Raw genomic sequence first — 17,585 nt, forward strand, 5'->3', positions numbered from 1 at the left:
GTTAGTTTGACAAGGACAATATACATAGCATTAAGTCACCTGAGAATTATTTAATTTATTTTAACTAAAACCACAAAAAAAGAGGCCGCCCCAGCAGGACAACCTCTTAAAAATTACCGATACCAAATTTAACCTAACAAGAACATTGGGGGAACATCGGCTTTCGGCTTTCGGCTGTCGGCAATCGGCTTTCGGCTTTACTTTGCAACTCAGACGCAAGCCTAAGTATGACAGCCGACGGCCGAAGTCTCCCCTTAAAATACCCCTTCCCAGTTTCCCTGGCGATAATATTGTAACAGTCTTTGCTGCATTAAGAAATCATATTTTGCCTGGATCGCATTGGCCTGGGCTTTTCCCAGGTTTGCTTTTGCGAGTGTATATTCAAAGCTGTTGGCAATGCCCGCATTCAGCTTGCTTTCTACAACCGCAAAGCTGGCTGTGAGCGACTCTACCTGATCGCGGGCCGCTGCGTATTTGTCCGCCAGCGCATCCAGATTAAGCACAGCCTGCTCGATCGCTTGTCTGAGCTGCTGATTGGTTACATCCAGCGTATTCTGCGCAAGCCGCTCCTGGACTTTCGCAAACTCCACACGTGGCCGGGTTACCCAGCGACCCATAATCGGAATGTTCAGACTGAGCATCAACGACCCGTTTCGGGTAGAGTTCAGCTGGTTCAGATAATCCAGTTTCCGGTTACTGGTCGCGTAAAATGCTCTCATATTTGCGCTCAAACTAAGCGATGGATAATTAGCCGCTTTAATCGATTTGACTTGATATTTGAAGCTTTCCCTGTACAGCTCCGCACTTTTTATTTCAGGAAAAATTCTCTGGGCACTTTCATAAAGCGCCAGTGCATCCTCTTTTCGCTGCAAAGTGTCTTTAGGAGCGAGTATTTCAAATTGGATTTTATCGTCAGGCGTGATGTTCATCCGCTGGAAAAGCGACAGCCGGGCAGTACGGTAATTGTTCAATGCGGTAATCTGCGCGAATTTATCATTGGAAAGCTGCGCCTTGATCTCGTAGAGCAGATTAGCACCCACCGTACCTGCATTCACCTGCTTCGAAACACGATCCACCTGCTGTTCAGAGGACAGTACCTGCTGTGTTGCCGCGTCGAGCAATGCATTGGTGGCGAGTACATTTACATATCCCTGCATTAAAAGGATAGTCTGTGCATTCAGCACCGCAGTACGGTTTTCCATCGCCGATTCTTTCAGCAAAACACCCTGACGGATCTGGTTCTGTAATTTGAAACCCTGAAAAACGGGTATTGAAAAGCCGGTTCCAATCGCATTCAGACCATAAACCTCATCTATATACGCATTGGTATACTGGTCGATGCTCCGGCCCATATTAAAGCTTTGATCGGCGCCAATGTAAATCTGCGGTAAGATCTGCGACCTCGTTTGCCGCAGCTGTGCCTGCGCTGATTCGGATTGCAGGTTGCCCTGCTGGTAAATCAGGTTGTTCTTGATCAGCAGATCGACGCAATCTGCCAGGCTAAGGGTATCCTGGGCCTGGCTGAACAGAGGCAGCAGGCAAATAAGTAGAAGAATACGTTTCATGGCTAATAGGTATTTTTAGGCTAACCAGCCGTCTTTCAGGCGGACGACGCGATTGCCGTATCCCGCATTTGTTTCTGAATGAGTTACTTGTACAATTGTTACTTTGTCTTCCTGGTTGAGTTTTTGAAACAACTCCATTATTTCTATTGACTGTTCCGAATGCAGGTTTCCGGTCGGTTCGTCGGCAAAAATCACCTTTGGGTTATGAACAATCGCTCTGGCAACGCCCACCAGCTGCTGCTGGCCTCCCGATAACTGGTGTGGGAAAAGGTCTTTTTTAGCTACCATATTGAACCTGTCCAGCAATTCGGCCACCCGGCTTTTCCGCTCCGAAGAAGAAGTGCCTTTGTAGAGAAGCGGCGTTTCGATGTTTTCATAGACCGTAAGCTCGTCGATCAAATGGTAAGCCTGGAACACGAAGCCAATGTGGTGGCGGTGCAATTCCGTGCGCTTCTTTTCTGACAATTTCTGAACAGGCTCGTCGAGGAAAAGGTATTCTCCTTCCGAAGGCTCTTCGAGCAAGCCCAGGATATGTAAGAGGGTAGATTTCCCCGAACCCGACGGGCCCATAATGGAAACAAACTCACCTTCTTTTATATGTAAATCGATGTGACGCAAAACGTAAGTCTTGCCAAATCCTGCCGGGTAGTACTTTGATATCTTTTCTAACTTAATCATAAAAAATGTTGGGTTTGAGATTCAGGTTGTAATTACGGACAAGCGTTTTTAAAAACAAATCCAGAACCATCGTCTCTTATACCAATGCTATTTTAAAAAGCCTTGCCAAAGTAGTATTAAGCTGATATATAGTGATTTGAGATTGATATAATGCATTTGATCGTTCAAAAACGTACAAATGTGTACGGTATCGGACGACCAAAACTACTGTTGTAAAATGGGTAGGGTAGCTTCCCGCGTGGCGATTCAGAAGTGTGATTTTCAGGACATAATGTCAGGAATGGATTTCCATTTTGTAGCCGACGCCGTGAATGGCGGTAATTTTTACAGCCGGATCGGCAGCCAGCAATTTGCGCAGCCGGGATACAAAAACGTCGACGCTCCGGCTTACGATAATGCCTTCATCTTTCCACACCGCTTTTAGGATAAAGTCCCTTTCCAACACTTGATTGCTGTTCTTTACAAAAAGACCAAGCAGCTTCGCTTCCCGGTAAGTAAGCTGATTTTTTACATTGCCGCACATGAGTACCTGATTCTGACTATTCAGTGACGAGTTCCCGAAATGGAGTTCAGAAGCAGGCAATGGAGTTATTTCTGTTTTGGTCAAATGCGTTTTCTGTTGGTTCCTTTTCCAGAAAAACAAACCGATCCCGGCAAGGCCGCATATAAAAGGCAAGATCCATAAACGGCGATCGGAATTAGCGGTCGCAAGCTGTGGCTGGGGCTCAAAACTGATCTGAAGTGTAAAACAACCATTTTCGTCAGCCCTGTTTTCGCAGGCTACCCCACCTTTCTGATTGAGATCCTGAAAGTTATAGCCGAGCTGCAATTCCCTGGTTTTGCAGTTAAAAACCATCACATTGTACCCACGATCAATTTTCTGGATTTGTAAAGATTGCTGCATCAGCGCAGGTAATTTTTCATAATCACCCAGATTTTCAATGCGCACGGAGAAGGTGTTTGCATCAATTTGTTTGACAGCCGGAATCTTTGTCACTGAATCGCCCGTTGCCAGGAGCAAATGGTGCGCGGTCCGCCTTAATGCGAGATTTACCTTTTCAGCAAAACGGACTGTTTCATTGTTCGCAGAAACAGTTTGAAACGCCGGCAACAAAGCGAGCAATGCTGCAAAGCAGAGCAGTGTGAATGAAAAAGCAGATTTGTTGCCGGTGTTCGTCATTTGTCAAAAATCGATTAGCAATTATCCCGTTGACCTTTCTTTTGTTCCAAAGGTCCGAACCAGTGAAATACCGGCGTAATGATTTTCTGTTTGGCTGGCTTAGTAACTTCCGCCGCGGTATTCTTCTGGGCAGCTTCCGGTTTTTTGACAGCTTTTTTTAATGGTTTGCCCGATGGCAGCGCGGTAGAAGTCGTTACTGCGAGCAGGATCGCACAAATAAAGCCTGATGCATTTTTCATAGTTCCGATGTTTTTGTGAATGGAACAAATCTATCAGCCGGGGAATGAATGCGGGTAAAAGGGTTGTAAAAGCTTGTTAAGGAAATGTAAAACCGTTTCTTGCGGCACAAACTTCATTAATTTTCCACAAAAACAGAACATTATTGCCGGCGTGTCGTGTTACGGTTTCAGAACACCACCACATCCGAATTGAAAACAGTTTCTTCCCACGATCCTTACGCGGCACTTCGCTATTCTGATTTTCGTTTTTTCATTTCAAACACTTTTCTCTTCTCAGCCACGATCCTCATTCAGGAGGTTATTGTTGGTTATGAATTGTATAAAATGACGCACGATCCGCTGGCATTAGGACTGGTGGGTCTGGCTGAGGTAATCCCGTTTATCATCACGTCACTTTTCGGGGGACATATCGCCGATCAAAAGAACAAGATCACGATTATGCACGTGAGTCTGGTTGTGATTTTACTGGGCTCGGTGATCCTTTATGTTGCTTTTCAGCCGGGAATTTACAATTCTTTAACCCAGGGCGAGCATCTGGCCGTTATCTATTCGGTTTTCGCATTGATCGGTTTTGCAAAAGGCTTTTATTCACCCGCCTCCAATTCTTTAAAACCCTTCCTTGTTCCCCGCACTATCTATCACAATTCATCTACGTGGAGTAGTTCATTCTGGCAGGCGGGATCAATTACGGGACCCGCCATTGCAGGTTTTCTTTACGCATATCTCGGTCTGGCCAACGTATTGCTGATCGTAATTGCCAATTTTGTGATCTGCTGGATTTTGCTGGGTATGATCAAAACGCGGCCCGAGTTTCCGAAGATCACCATACCTATTGTGGAGAGCCTGAAAGAAGGATTCCGCTTTGTTTTCAAAACCAGGATTGTGCTTTACGCGATTTCTCTTGATCTGTTTTCTGTGCTTTTTGGCGGAGTTGTCGCAATCCTGCCTGTTTTCGCGGAGGATATATTGAAAGTCGGGCCAGAGGGATTGGGTTTGCTGCGCGCAGCGCCTTCCATTGGTTCACTGCTGACGATGTTCGCAATGGCTTATTATCCTCCAACCCACAATGCATGGCGGAATATGCTCATTGCGGTAGCTGGTTTTGGAATATTCACGATCGTTTTCGCATTATCGACCAGCTTTTTGCTATCCTGCGCCGCACTTTTCGCGACGGGCGTCTTCGACAGTGTGAGTGTGATTGTTCGGCAAACGATCTTACAGATCTATCCGCCTGATGAAATGCGCGGCCGGGTCGCCGCAGTAAATGGGATGTTTGTAAGCTCCTCCAACGAGCTCGGCGCGTTTGAATCAGGCGTAATGGCGAAAGCTTTCGGGACCGTGCCATCCGTAGTAATCGGCGGCATATTCACGATGGTTGTAGTAACCTGGATCTATTTCCGGTCAAAAGACTTGTTTTCGGTGCGGCTGAGTTGATTGACGATAGCTTTGGTGCAAATGGTTGAAGCAGTTATTGATACTAATTGTCTTAGAGCCTCCATTCCTCCGAAAAGCCCATACTATCAGCTATATTTAGATTTTATGGCTGGTAAATTTAAATGGTGCGTCAGTAATGAAATTCTATTTGAATATGAGGAAATACTTGGCAAAACATATTCTCCTGCCATTGCAAATGAGGTTTTGCATCAATTAACAATTGCTCCAAATACTATATTCGGGGAGCCTTCCTTCAAGTGGAATCTCATTGAAAATGATCCAGATGATAATAAGTTCGCAGATTTAAAATAATCCGTTGGTTGTTTTAAATTTGAACTTGGTACGTATCTACAATTGATAAACTAACTGCCTCTAAATGTCGGGAATTTCAATTCAGTTTCATGCCTTACCAGAGGATATGATAGCATTCTTGAGTAAGAGTGTAACAAAGACCAATGCTTATATAAGCGCTATTCGTTTTAACCCTTTTCAATTCTTCCTTGTTCCCGTTGTAGATTTTGAGGGCGTTATCTTAGATCCAATAGTTGACCGTGTTGCTTTTACTCTTGAAGTTCCCAAAATATCAGGCAGTACACTTGATTTTATCGATAATAACAACGAAGCTTTATTCCTTGATATTGGGCGCCAATCTAAAGAAGGATTAAGGGAATCGTGGCTCTTTTCAAATGTCAAAGATAAGGGTACAGGCTTGAAGTGGAATAAATTTGCATATCAATTACGAGCTATAACAGAGCTAGGCGCAATTGCCATTAACCCTAAAACTGGCGAATCATCCTGGCTTAAAAATCATCGATTCTCCAGAAATGCAAAAGTTCTTCAAAATACAGGTGTCAAAATGCTTCCTGCTGCTGGCTCATCAACTATAAAGCTAGGAGATTGGCCGCATTCATAATTAGCAGGCAAAAGCATTATTCTTGGCTGCAACTAGTATCCATTTAATGAATTGACATACTATCAATTTTTTTAACGTTCTCTCTCAAGCGTGGCTTACCTATCGATCTTTGATGGATTGTGAGTCAGTAATAATTACTCCGACCGCAAGCTCTTAACTGGGTTCATTAATGCCGATTTATAGGTTTGGATGCAGACCAGCAGGATGATAGTTGCAGAGAAAGCAAGCGCTATTACCGAGAACGTGGGCCAGTCTGGCGCGATTCTGTAAGCATAGTTGTTCAGCCAGTTTTTCATTACAAAAAATGCCAGTGGGAATGCTATTGCCGCGCCTGTGAGTGTTACCAGCAGGAATTCCTTCAAGAACAGCATCACTACATTGATCCCCGATGCCCCGAGCACTTTCCTTATTCCGATTTCCCGCGTTCGCCGCGCTACACTTAATGAAACCATGCCGATTATGCCAAGCACAACAATGACCAGCGCCAGCAATGTGGCCAGTTGTGCTGCCCTTTGCAACCGAATCTCCGATTGATAAAGCTTTTGCAGCGTTTGGTCCATGAAAGTATATTCAAAAGGTGCGTCCGGCATCAGCGCAGACCATTTTTGCTGAATTGCCGCCATAGCCGACCCAACATTGCCATTCAACCTGAAACTCAGATACCTGTATGTATTTCCGCCTTTTATGTGGCTAATCGCCAGTGGCTTGATCTGTTGGTGCATGGATTCAAAGTGAAAATCCTGGATAACTCCGGCAATGGTTGCAGGTTGAGGAGAAAAATGGATCCTGACCTGTCTGCCGACAGCATCTTCGGGAGACTTGAACCCCAGCGACTTCACTGCTGAACGGTTGATCACAATGCGGTCTGTCTGAATACCGGCATTTGGCTTCGCAAAGAAATCACCGGCCAGTACTTTGATCCCAAAGGTTGATGCGAATTTTTCATCAGTTGAAAAAAACTGGGTGTGGATCGCCTGTGCGGAGTCCTGTCCTGGCTGGTAAATACCGTATTGAGCGCCCGTGTTCCCGTTTGCTATTTCATAAGATAAACTCACATCCGCTACTTCGGCCATGTTTGCCAGCTCGTTGCGGATACCTTCCATTTTAGCCAATCCCTCTGGTGTCCAGTCGCGCGGTACTGCTATTGACACCAATGCATTTTTCTCAAAACCCAGACTTTTGTTGAAGAAATAATCGACCTGCTGGGTGATGATGGCAGCCGCTACAAAAACAAACAATGCGATCGTAAACTGCATGACAAGCAGAGATCTCCGAAAACCCACATGCCCTTTGACAGATTTCAACTTCCCCTTCATCGAATCCACCGACGGGATCGCCGATAATATGAAAGCAGGGTAGGAGCCAGCCAGTAAGCCGATCAGCAATGCACAAAGTACCGGTAAGATTATAACCCAGGGAAAAAGGGAAATGCAGGAGACAAGTTCTTTACCGACAATTTCACCAAAATAGCCCCGTGATAATTCATAAAATCCGATGGATAACAAGCTCGCGAATGCAGCCAGCAGTATGGATTCAGCTAAAAACTGTCCGATGATCTGCGCTTTGATTCCGCCCAATACCTTCCTTACGCCGATTTCCTTCAACCTGGAAGAAGAGCCCGCCACGGAAATGTTGACGAAATTGACAACCGCCATCAGCAGGATAAAAGCCGTTACTGCGGCCAGTATGTAGATCATCTTCTGGACCAGCCCATTGTTGGCCTCGCGATAATAGTCTTTGAGTGGGGTAAGGTATATGTGCAGATTTTCGCGCGCACTGGCAGGTGCATTCGTTTTCAGTATCTGGGAGATGGGTTTTTCAAGTGCTTTCGGTTCAATGCCTTTTTGCAGCTGAATAAACGTTACCATAAATGGAAAATTCCAGTCGCTCTCTGCTCCCTTGCGCCCTTCAAGTGAGCTCAGCGGGATGAATATGGAAGATGGATTATTAAGTAAGTGGCTGACTGAGTTGGATTTGAGATCTTTCAAAACAGCTGTTACCTGATACTCCTGCTTACCTCCGACGAAGTTGTGCAAAGTCAGGTTTTCGCCAACTACATCACTCTTTCCGAAGTATTTAAGTGCTTTTTCTTCGGTAATTACAATGGAATTTGGCTGTTGTAATGCAGTTTTCACATCGCCGTGCAACGCTGGAAAACCGTACATCGAAAGCAGTGTGGTATCTCCTGTTTGTACATCTTCCCGAAAGTGCCTGTCGCCGTGGGACACTGCGACTGTAATGGCATCGTAGCGATAATACCCTGCTACGAGATTAGGATATTCGTCGCGGAGTGTCTTTCCAAGTGGACCGAATGTAGCAAAGTCGATCCCCATTTCCGGTACCTTCCATTTGCTGCGGACAATGTACTGCTGATCCGCATTCCTGAGATCAGCATTTACCTGCAATTCAGCATGAATGTAACTGCCCACCAGGAAGCTAAACGTAATCCCGACCGCAAGTCCAAAAATGGTCAGAACAGAATAGAATTTACGTTTCAGCAAATTCCGCCAGGCAATCGTAAAGTAGTTGTGCAACATAATCCCGGTATTTTTATCAGGTATGACAAAAATAGCCGGGATTGCAGACCGAGATTTTTCTTTAACTTTTTTTAACCCAGAAAGAGGAAATAGTACAACCGCTAACAGCTAACCCAACAACCCAATCTACTCCGTCTTCAAACTCTTCACCGGGTTCATCAATGCGGATTTAAATGCCTGGGCGCTGACAGTTGCCAGGGCGATCAGAATGGCGACGAGGCCGGCACCTGCGAAGATCCACCAGGAGAGTGGTTCGCGGTATTCGAAGTTTTTAAGCCACTCGCCCATGGCGTAGATCGATACCGGCGTTCCAACCACAATTGCGATCAGAACCAGCTTGACAAAATCTTTGGACAGCAGCAGCACCACACTCTGAATACTCGCACCCAACACTTTGCGGACACCGATTTCCTTCGTCCTCGACTCGGCAGCAAATGCAGCCAGACCAAACAAACCTAAACAAGCAATTAAAACCGCCAGCACTGCAAAAGTGAGCATTACGTTTCCCTGGCGCTGTTCAGAAGCATATTGCTGGGCAAAGTTCTCGTCCAGAAAATGAAAGTCCAATGTCGCTTCCGGGTCAAATTCCTTGTAAGCCTGACGCATATAAGCCAATGCTTCTTTGGTCTTTTCAGGCGCGATTCTAACGTAAATATTGTCGCCGTCACCAGGCGCAGGTGCCTGTAAAACCAGCGGCTCGATTTTGTGCTGGAGTGAATAAGTATGGAAATCTGCCACCACGCCTACGATGGTCGCTTCTTTCGTGTTGCCTTCGCCATCTATAAAGTACTTGATCCGCTTACCCACAGGGTTTGTCCAGCCTTGCTTTTTGACCAATGCTTCATTGACCATCGCTGAACCCAGCAGATCAGCCTCAGAATCGGAGTTAAGATTACGACCAGCTATCAGCTTGATCTCCATTGTTTTAAGAAAATCCCCGTCAACTGCAAACTTCTGTACCATTTGGGTACCCGGGCTCATTTGGCCATTTTCTTTTTCCATAAACATCCCCGCAGATCCCATATAGTTGGTTCCGATCGGGTTACTGGAAGACGCCATACTTTCAATGAACGGACTTTCGGAAAGCTTCTGTTTCACCGCACGGACCTGATTTCTGACTTCATTTTTATCAATGTGAAACACAAGTACCTGGCTTTTATTAAAGCCCAGGTCTTTGTTGTTGACGTAGTGCATCTGGCGGTACACCACTGCCGAGCAGGCGATCATTACTACCGTGGCTGCAAACTGAAATACGACGAGCGATTTGCGAAAATAAGCACTGCTGACCTGACCGCTGATCTGGCCTTTTAATGCATTAACAGGACGAAAAGCAGAAAAGCGAAGTGCGGGATATAAGCCACTTATCAACCCTACCAGCAGCACAAATGCAATTGCGACCAATGCGCTCATCAGGTCACTGCGGTAGCCGGGTGAAAGCGACTTTTCTGCCAGTTTGTTGAACAGCGGAAGCGATATAATGACCAGCATGAATGCAACCAAACCCGCCAGGATCGTCATAATCAATGATTCTGTTAAAAATTGCCCGATCAGCTGGCCCCTTTCCGAACCGATAGATTTTCTGACACCCACTTCGCGTATCCGCTTCATCGAGCGGGCGGTGTACAGATTTACATAGTTGATACAGGCAATCAGCAGGATCAATGCGGCGATTGCAGAGAACACGTAAACGGTATTGGCATTTCCATTAGGGCCGATTTCAAAATCCAGGTGCGAGTTCAGGTGAATGGAGGTAAGTGGTTGAAGCTCCATTTGATAGTTCACATTGCCCATCTCTTTTTTCAGGTATTTCGGGAAAAAGCCTGCCAGCTTTTTCCCGAACTTTTGAACATCGGTACCGTCTTTAAGCAGCAGGTAAGTATACAGTTCAAACTGTTGCCACCCAGTCGAATAGTCTTTCGGTAAAGATCTTAATGCACTGAACCTGAGGTGCGAATTGGTTGGTATATCTTCAATTACTGCCGTTACAACATTGGGATAGTTATTGCTGAACAGTACTGTTTTTCCGACAGCCTGGGAAGCATCCTTGAAAAGCGTCTCTGCCATTGTTTTGGTCAAAACGATTTTTTGCGGCTCCGCCAGTGCGCTTTTTGCATCGCCGTATAAGACAGGAAAGGAAAATACATTGAAAATAGACGGATCGGTAAAGTAAATGTCATTTGCTACGACCTCGTTTTTACCATACTTCATCGCACCGCCGCCTTCCGAGCTAATGCGAACCGTGCCTTCGACTTCGGGGTAATCCGTTTGCAGGGCTGTGGCAAATGGCGCCGAGGTAAGCGGAATGTGGAAGCTGCTTTCGTCCCAGGTAGCCCGCTGTACAACCCGTACAATGCGGTCTGCATTCTTGTGAAAACGGTCGTAGCTCAGTTCATCGGCCACATAAAGCAGCATCAGCCACACTGCTGCCATGCCTATACCAAGTCCGAAAATGTTGAGTCCGCTGAACAGTCTCTGTTTACTGAGGTTGCGAAAACTGATTTTGATATAGTTGAACAGCATGTTGCAAGTAGGTTTGTTTGTATACCCTGGTTAAAAACGTATGCCAATTTTGTATATGCATTGATATTCATTTACTTACATCTGATTGTCGCTATATTTTGTCCGGTTTCGAACATTGGGCTTACGTATGTCCGGTCAAAATACCTAATTTTGCCAACTTCCTAGTTTTGGATGCATTAACAGTCTTTTCTCTTTGATTTTTTAACCAGAATGAACCCAACACCCGCTACCTCTTTACAAGATATTGTAGGGCACGCCAAAGAATACGGCTTTGTTTTTCCTTCTTCTGAAATATACGACGGTCTGCAGGCTGTTTACGATTACGGCCAGAACGGCGTCGAACTAAAAAATAACCTGAAAGCCGCATGGTGGAAAGCGATGACGCAGCTGCACGATAATATCGTGGGTATCGACGCGGCTATCTTCATGCACCCGCTTACCTGGAAAGCTTCCGGGCACGTCGACGGGTTTAATGACCCGATGATCGATAACAAGGATTCTAAAAAGAGATACCGTGCTGATCAGTTGCTGGAAGGCAAGGCAGAGCAATATGCTGCCGAGGGTAACGAGGAAAAGGCACAGGCGCTGCTGGAAGAAATGGGGCGGCTGCTGAGCGCCGAAGACCTGAACGGGGTTCGTGAGCTTATTATATCTGAAAATATCAAATGCCCGGTTTCGGGTACTACCAACTGGACGGAAGTTCGTCAGTTCAACCTGATGTTCAGTACGCAGGTGGGCTCGGTAGCGGAAGATTCCAGCCTTATTTACCTTCGCCCGGAGACTGCGCAGGGGATATTCGTGAACTTCCTGAATGTACAGAAAAGCGGCCGGATGAAAATTCCGTTTGGTATCGCGCAGATAGGCAAGGCATTCAGGAACGAGATCGTGGCGCGCCAGTTCACTTTCCGTATGCGGGAGTTTGAACAAATGGAAATGCAGTTTTTTATTCGTCCTGGTACCGAAATGACCTGGTATGAGGCCTGGAAAGAGGCGCGGATGAAATTCCATAAAGCAATCGGGCTTCCTGCTGAGAAGCTTAAATTCCACGATCACGAAAAGCTGGCGCATTATGCCAATGCTGCAGTTGATATCGAGTTCCAGTTCCCGTTTGGCTTCCGCGAAATCGAAGGTATCCATTCAAGAACAGACTTTGACCTGCGCAACCACCAGGAGCTTTCAAAGAAAAAACAACAGTACTTTGATTCCGACCTGGATGAAAATGGTAAACCTTACGGAAACTACATTCCTTACGTGGTTGAAACTTCCGTTGGTGCTGACCGCTTATTCCTGGCTGCTTTTTGCAATGCTTATACCGTGGAGACAGTAGGAGAGGGAGAGAGCCAAAAAGAGCGGACTTACCTGAAACTGCACCCGGCGCTAGCGCCATTTAAAGTAGCGGTGCTTCCATTGGTGAAGAAGGATGGATTGGCAGAAAAAGCGCAGGCGATCGCTAACTCACTTAAATCTTCATTCAGGACAACTTATGATGATGGAGCGGCGATTGGAAAACGATATACGCGCCAGGATCTCATTGGAACTCCGTTCTGCGTTGCAGTGGATTACCAGACCATGGAGGATGATACCGTTACTATCCGCCATCGTGATTCAATGGAGCAAGAGCGCGTACATATTAGTGAATTGAAAGAGAAAATAGGTTATCAGGTCGCAATAGAGCGGATACTGGAAGCGATCTAAATTTGATTTTCATAGAAAATTGAAAGCGGGCTGACTCTAAATGAGCCAGCCCGCTTCTGTTTGTTGATGGTTACTCTGCGGTGTGCAGGCGCACCAGATCTTCTGCATTCCCTCTGATCAGGTCCACCGAGTCTACTTCAAGAATTTGCGCGATCTGGATCAATCGCTCCAGCGTAATGCGGGTGTAGGCAAGCTCAATTTTACTATAAGCATTTTGAGATATGCCCAACTTCATTGCGAGATATTCCTGTGTGTAATCCCTGTACTCCCTGATTTTCCGGATATTCAGCGCCACGGATCTGATCTTCGCCTCTATCGATTGGTCCATGAAACTTCTTTTTTGTTCGTAAAAATTCAGCTTTACGGATACATACGACCAGCGCCCTGCGAAAAGATCAATAGCCCAAATCCCGTTAAATCATCCGTTTATATACGTTAGGTAATCTTCCAGTCTCTATAACATATATAAATTATTGTAAATACCTGAAATTCAGCCTGTAAGTTTTAAAAGATAGCTTTAAGGAATAAAGCTGAATTTTTTTTGTAAAAAATTTAAACCTGCTCCTGCAAACAGCCAATGCCCTTATGCAGCTTGCTTGAAAGGTACCATCGTTTAAACCACAAATGGGAAGAACAGCAGGGTGGAACTGATTTCACTGAATGTAGACAAATTCGACAATTTACTTCTGCCACTTTTCACCCGAGAACAATACAGCTAAGCAACTGAACCCTGATGTTGCGTAAATCTCGCTTTTATCAAAGTCAAACTCCCATTTACGAGCCACATAGCATTCTGCAAAAAGCGCCTGTTAGATATAATGAACGCGCACAGGATACGACACGAAGAACTTCACAGATCAGTTAGGTTTACACATTTTAGTTGTATTTTATTCAAGTTAGTTGTTTCATTATCAATATGTTAGCTTGATATTGGCACGTATGTTTCAGGATATTCTGCGAACGTGAGTTCAAACAGGGGGAGCTGAAAACCTGAAACAGAGTAGGCTATTTTTCATTTAATTGTATGTATTATGAAATCCCAAGAATTGAATTCCGCAGAAATGAAACAAATCAATGGTGGTCTTTTAGGACTAGGTAGCAGTAGCGATTCTGCATCATCAGGAAGCCTCATCGGATCACTGGGTATCGCATTCAGCAATGAATCGGTAGACGATGATGGTTCATCTGAAAAAACACAGTTCGGCCTAGGTCTTGACCTGGGTGGAATCTTTAACTCTATAACTGAGTAACAAAGTGGATAACATCGAGAAGAGTGGGGGTAGCTAAGCTACCCCCGTTTTTGTTATAAACCAGCCTAAATCGGACTTCACCAACATGGAAAAGGAAATCAATACCGCCCGCAACAAGATTTTCCCTCCCGAAATACTTGAACATACCGCCGACTATCATTTCCACGAGCACAACACAAGGTCGAGCCTCGTTTATCAGCTTTCAATGGCAATTATGATCGTCGCGTTCATTTCGCTCTTTGTTATCACAGTAGATGTAAGTGTAAAAAGTACCGGCATTATCCGCGCCACCGACGATCGCAATGAGATCAAAGCGCTGGTAAGCGGGCGACTGGACTCGGTTTTTGTTTCCGAAAACCAGCGAGTTGTCAAAGGTCAGACACTCCTGAAAATTGAATCTGAGATCCTCAAAGAGCAAAATCAGCTTGTGAAGGCACAAAAGCAAGATTACGACAAGCAGATCGACGACTTAAATGTGCTGCTTCATTTGAGCCGCACCGACAACTGGAGTAAAAAGCCCGGCTTGACTAGCGGGTTGTATAAGCAGGATTTCGCATTGTTCTGGCAAAAGATCACCGATGCAAAAACGACCCTGATGACGGTGGAGAAGGATTTTGCAAGAAATAAAAAGTTGCATGATGTAAAAGCCATTTCGGAAGCAGAGTTTGATCGTGCCCAGCTGCTTTACGCGACGGCAAGCAATAAGATCAAGACCATCATGGAGGAGGAAGAAGCAAGGTGGGAGTCTGAACTGACGCAGTTGCAAATGAAAACGCGTGAGCTGAACTCCCAGGATAAGCAGTATCTGCGCGAGAAAGATTTCTATGTAGTAAAGGCGCCGATCAGCGGTACAATCCAGCAGCTCAAAGGTTTGCAGCCGGGTAGTATCGTTTCTTCCAATGAATTTTTGGCAGATATATCACCTGATGAAATGATGGTAGCGGAGATGTACGTGCTGCCGAAAGACATTGGCCTTATCCACCCGGGAACCAAAACGCGTTTGCAGGTGGATGCATACGATTACAATCAATGGGGGCTGGTGACAGGGGAGGTAATATCGATTTCAAATGATGTGTATACCAATGGAAAAGAGCCACCATTCTTTAAGGTCCGTTGTAAGCTGGATGCTAATTCCCTCACATTGAAAAACGGGTATGTAGGAAAACTGAAAAAAGGTATGACGCTGCAAGCACGCTTCCTGGTCACAGAACGGACACTTTTTCAGCTGCTTTACGACAAAGCCGACGATTGGCTGAATCCAAACCTGATCGCAACAACTGAAACACCACCCCTAAACTAACCTTATGAAATCGAACGGACTTACTACGTTATGGAGCGGCATTCAGGAGGTCGGTAATGCCATTTCCAGGAAAATACCTTTTCTGAACAACCGCAGCAGGCTGAAAGATGTCGCGATCAAGCAGCACGATCTTACCGACTGCGGTGCTACCTGCCTTGCTTCTGTATCTGCATTTTACAAACTGGCTATACCGGTTGCGCGCATCCGGCAATATGCTTCCACAGATAAGAAAGGTACCAATGTGCTCGGACTGATTGAAGCCGCTACAAAGCTGGGCTTTGACGCCAAGGGAGTTAGGGCGGAGTTTGACCAACTGCCGCACGTACCCGTGCCTGTGATTGCACACGTGATTATCAAGCAGATACTTCATCATTATGTTGTCGTTTATAATGTTACGTCCACAACGGTGGAAGTAATGGACCCTGCCAGAGGTGAGCTTATACCCATGAGCTACGATGAGTTCAAAAGCATCTGGACCGGCGTTCTGGTATTGCTGCAACCCGGAGATACATTTACCCAGGGCAACGAGAAAATTTCTGTTAAGGAGCGTTTCATGTTCTTGCTGAAACCGCACAGGTCCGTGTTGTTCCAGGTCCTGCTCGGCGCGATCATTTACACGGTGCTGGGCTTGTCCACTTCGATCTTCCTTCAAAAGATTGTAGATAATGTACTTCCGGAAGGTAACCGCAACCTGCTGAACCTGATGGGAGTGATTATGATCGGGATTCTGTTTTTCAGGGTAGTTATCAATCACGCCAAGACGCTCCTCACTATCAAAACCGGACAGCAGATTGACGCGCGCCTGATACTGGGTTATTACAAGCATTTACTCCGGCTTCCGCAACAGTTTTTCGATAACATGCGGGTAGGGGAGATTATCTCGCGGATCAATGATGCGGTGAAGATCAGGGTGTTTATCAATGATGTATTGGTCGGCTTTGCGGTCAATATGTTCATTCTGGTATTCTCATTTGCATTGATGTTCACCTATTACTGGAAGCTTGCGCTCATTCTGCTGGGTGTGGTCCCATTGTACGCGGTGATCTACTATTTCTCCAACAAAATGAATAAGTCTACGCAGCGCAAACTAATGGAAAGCTCGGCGGAATTAGAGGCGCAGCTTGTAGAGTCCATTCATTCCGTAAGTACGATCAAGCGTTTTGGTTTGGAGGATTTTACCAATATGCGCACCGAGACGCGCTTTATCGGAATGTTGAAATCGGTTTATGAATCCAATACCAACTCGCTGTGGATAGGAGATTTCAGCGGCTTTATTTCGAGTGCATTTACCATCATTTTGCTGTGGGCAGGTTCTTTGTTTGTGTTAAACAAAATCATTACACCGGGTGAGCTGCTGTCGTTTTATGCGATTATCGGCTATTTCACCGGGCCTGTTTCAAGTCTGATCGGGATGAACAGGACGATCCAGGACGCCAGTATCGCAGCCGATCGTTTGTTCGAAATCATGGATATCGAGCGTGAATCGATCGAAAATAAAGCGGTACTCACGCCGGATATGATCGGTGATATTCATTTTCGCGATGTTCATTTCCGTTATGGAACCCGCGTCAATGTGTTTGAGGGTTTAAATCTGGTTATACCCAAAAACAAGATCACGGCAGTTGTTGGAGAAAGTGGTTCCGGGAAAACCACTTTGCTCGCGCTTTTGCAAAACATCTACCCGGTTGAAAAAGGGAATATTCTCCTCGGCGGTTTTGATATTAAGTACCTTACCAACGACAGTCTGCGCCAAATGGTAAGTGCTGTGCCGCAGGATGTGCATTTGTTTGCGGGCAATGTGATCAACAATATCGCTGTCGGCGAGTTTGAGCCGGATATGAAAAAAATCGTGTCTATCTGTCAGGAACTGGATATCATGAAGTTTATCGAAAATCTGCCCAATGGCTTTAATACTTACATCGGTGAAAATGGTACGAGCTTATCGGGCGGGCAGCGGCAACGGCTTGCGATTGCGCGCGCTTTATACCGTGATCCCGAAATCCTGATCCTTGACGAAGCGACCTCCTCACTGGATTCCAAGTCGGAGCAGCACATTCAGCTTGCAATCCAATCTTTAAGAAAGAAAAACAAAACGATCATTATTATCGCACACCGCCTGAGCACGGTGATGAATGCAGATAAAATCGTGGTTTTGGAGCAGGGAAAGCTGATCGAAGAAGGTAGCCACAAGAAGTTGTTGAGCAAAAAAGGGAAATATTTCGATATGTGGAAGCAGCAATTTCCCATGCTTGAAAGTGTCAACTAATGCGGAAA

At 45.6% G+C, this 17,585-nt stretch carries 14 protein-coding genes; 7 read left to right on the top strand and 7 right to left on the bottom strand.

What is annotated here, in order from left to right:
- Positions 1 to 254: 254 nt before the first annotated feature.
- The 4 genes from AC1XTG_RS17105 to AC1XTG_RS17120 form a co-directional block, all read right to left on the bottom strand.
- On the bottom strand, positions 255 to 1,565 hold the full coding sequence (locus AC1XTG_RS17105; RefSeq protein ID WP_484842769.1) for a TolC family protein: 1,311 nt from the start codon (positions 1,563 to 1,565) through the stop codon (positions 255 to 257).
- 15 nt (positions 1,566 to 1,580) lie between these two features.
- Positions 1,581 to 2,243 (bottom strand): ABC transporter ATP-binding protein, encoded by a 663-nt coding sequence (locus tag AC1XTG_RS17110; RefSeq protein ID WP_056281229.1) that lies wholly within the window; start codon positions 2,241 to 2,243, stop codon positions 1,581 to 1,583.
- Between the two features lie 274 nt (positions 2,244 to 2,517).
- Positions 2,518 to 3,423, bottom strand: a complete 906-nt coding sequence (locus AC1XTG_RS17115; protein WP_484842770.1) for a winged helix-turn-helix domain-containing protein — start codon at positions 3,421 to 3,423, stop codon at positions 2,518 to 2,520.
- A 14-nt stretch (positions 3,424 to 3,437) separates the two neighbouring features.
- Positions 3,438 to 3,662 (bottom strand): hypothetical protein, encoded by a 225-nt coding sequence (locus AC1XTG_RS17120; RefSeq protein WP_484842771.1) that lies wholly within the window; start codon positions 3,660 to 3,662, stop codon positions 3,438 to 3,440.
- Between the two features lie 189 nt (positions 3,663 to 3,851).
- On the opposite strand from AC1XTG_RS17120, the gene AC1XTG_RS17125 reads away from it, so the two are divergent.
- The 3 genes from AC1XTG_RS17125 to AC1XTG_RS17135 all read left to right on the top strand — a co-directional run bounded on the left by AC1XTG_RS17125 (position 3,852) and on the right by AC1XTG_RS17135 (position 6,009).
- Positions 3,852 to 5,096: an MFS transporter gene (locus AC1XTG_RS17125; RefSeq protein ID WP_056283325.1), complete on the top strand. Its 1,245-nt coding sequence runs from the start codon at positions 3,852 to 3,854 to the stop codon at positions 5,094 to 5,096.
- A gap of 21 nt (positions 5,097 to 5,117) precedes the next feature.
- Complete coding sequence (locus AC1XTG_RS17130; RefSeq protein ID WP_484842772.1) at positions 5,118 to 5,408, top strand: PIN domain-containing protein; 291 nt, start codon at positions 5,118 to 5,120, stop codon at positions 5,406 to 5,408.
- Positions 5,409 to 5,472: 64 nt separating this feature from the next.
- The gene (locus AC1XTG_RS17135; RefSeq protein WP_484842773.1) at positions 5,473 to 6,009 is read left to right on the top strand and encodes a hypothetical protein; all 537 of its coding nucleotides are present in this window, start codon (positions 5,473 to 5,475) and stop codon (positions 6,007 to 6,009) included.
- Positions 6,010 to 6,143: 134 nt separating this feature from the next.
- On the opposite strand, the gene AC1XTG_RS17140 is transcribed toward AC1XTG_RS17135, so the two are convergent.
- Positions 6,144 to 8,546 carry an ABC transporter permease gene (locus AC1XTG_RS17140; RefSeq protein WP_484842774.1) on the bottom strand — a complete coding sequence of 801 codons (2,403 nt, stop codon included), beginning with the start codon at positions 8,544 to 8,546 and terminating at the stop codon, positions 6,144 to 6,146.
- Positions 8,547 to 8,672: 126 nt separating this feature from the next.
- Entirely contained in the window at positions 8,673 to 11,066 is a 2,394-nt protein-coding gene (locus tag AC1XTG_RS17145) for an ABC transporter permease (RefSeq protein WP_484842775.1), read from the bottom strand.
- A 210-nt stretch (positions 11,067 to 11,276) separates the two neighbouring features.
- Between AC1XTG_RS17145 and AC1XTG_RS17150 the strand changes: the two genes are divergently transcribed.
- A complete protein-coding gene (locus AC1XTG_RS17150) occupies positions 11,277 to 12,761 on the top strand; it encodes a glycine--tRNA ligase (protein ID WP_484842776.1) in 1,485 nt (494 codons plus the stop codon).
- Positions 12,762 to 12,831: 70 nt separating this feature from the next.
- Here the strand turns inward: AC1XTG_RS17150 and AC1XTG_RS17155 are convergent, their stop codons facing one another.
- Positions 12,832 to 13,089, bottom strand: a complete 258-nt coding sequence (locus AC1XTG_RS17155) for a helix-turn-helix domain-containing protein (RefSeq protein ID WP_031525871.1) — start codon at positions 13,087 to 13,089, stop codon at positions 12,832 to 12,834.
- Positions 13,090 to 13,792: 703 nt separating this feature from the next.
- Here AC1XTG_RS17155 and AC1XTG_RS17160 point away from each other — a divergent pair.
- The 3 genes from AC1XTG_RS17160 to AC1XTG_RS17170 all read left to right on the top strand — a co-directional run bounded on the left by AC1XTG_RS17160 (position 13,793) and on the right by AC1XTG_RS17170 (position 17,577).
- Positions 13,793 to 14,011: a hypothetical protein gene (locus AC1XTG_RS17160; RefSeq protein ID WP_484842777.1), complete on the top strand. Its 219-nt coding sequence runs from the start codon at positions 13,793 to 13,795 to the stop codon at positions 14,009 to 14,011.
- An 85-nt stretch (positions 14,012 to 14,096) separates the two neighbouring features.
- Positions 14,097 to 15,311, top strand: a complete 1,215-nt coding sequence (locus AC1XTG_RS17165) for an HlyD family secretion protein (RefSeq protein WP_484842778.1) — start codon at positions 14,097 to 14,099, stop codon at positions 15,309 to 15,311.
- A gap of 4 nt (positions 15,312 to 15,315) precedes the next feature.
- The gene (locus AC1XTG_RS17170) at positions 15,316 to 17,577 is read left to right on the top strand and encodes a peptidase domain-containing ABC transporter (protein WP_484842779.1); all 2,262 of its coding nucleotides are present in this window, start codon (positions 15,316 to 15,318) and stop codon (positions 17,575 to 17,577) included.
- The last annotated feature ends 8 nt before the right edge of the window (positions 17,578 to 17,585 follow it).

Source organism: Dyadobacter sp. HNCC25DJ183 (genome assembly GCF_056895175.1).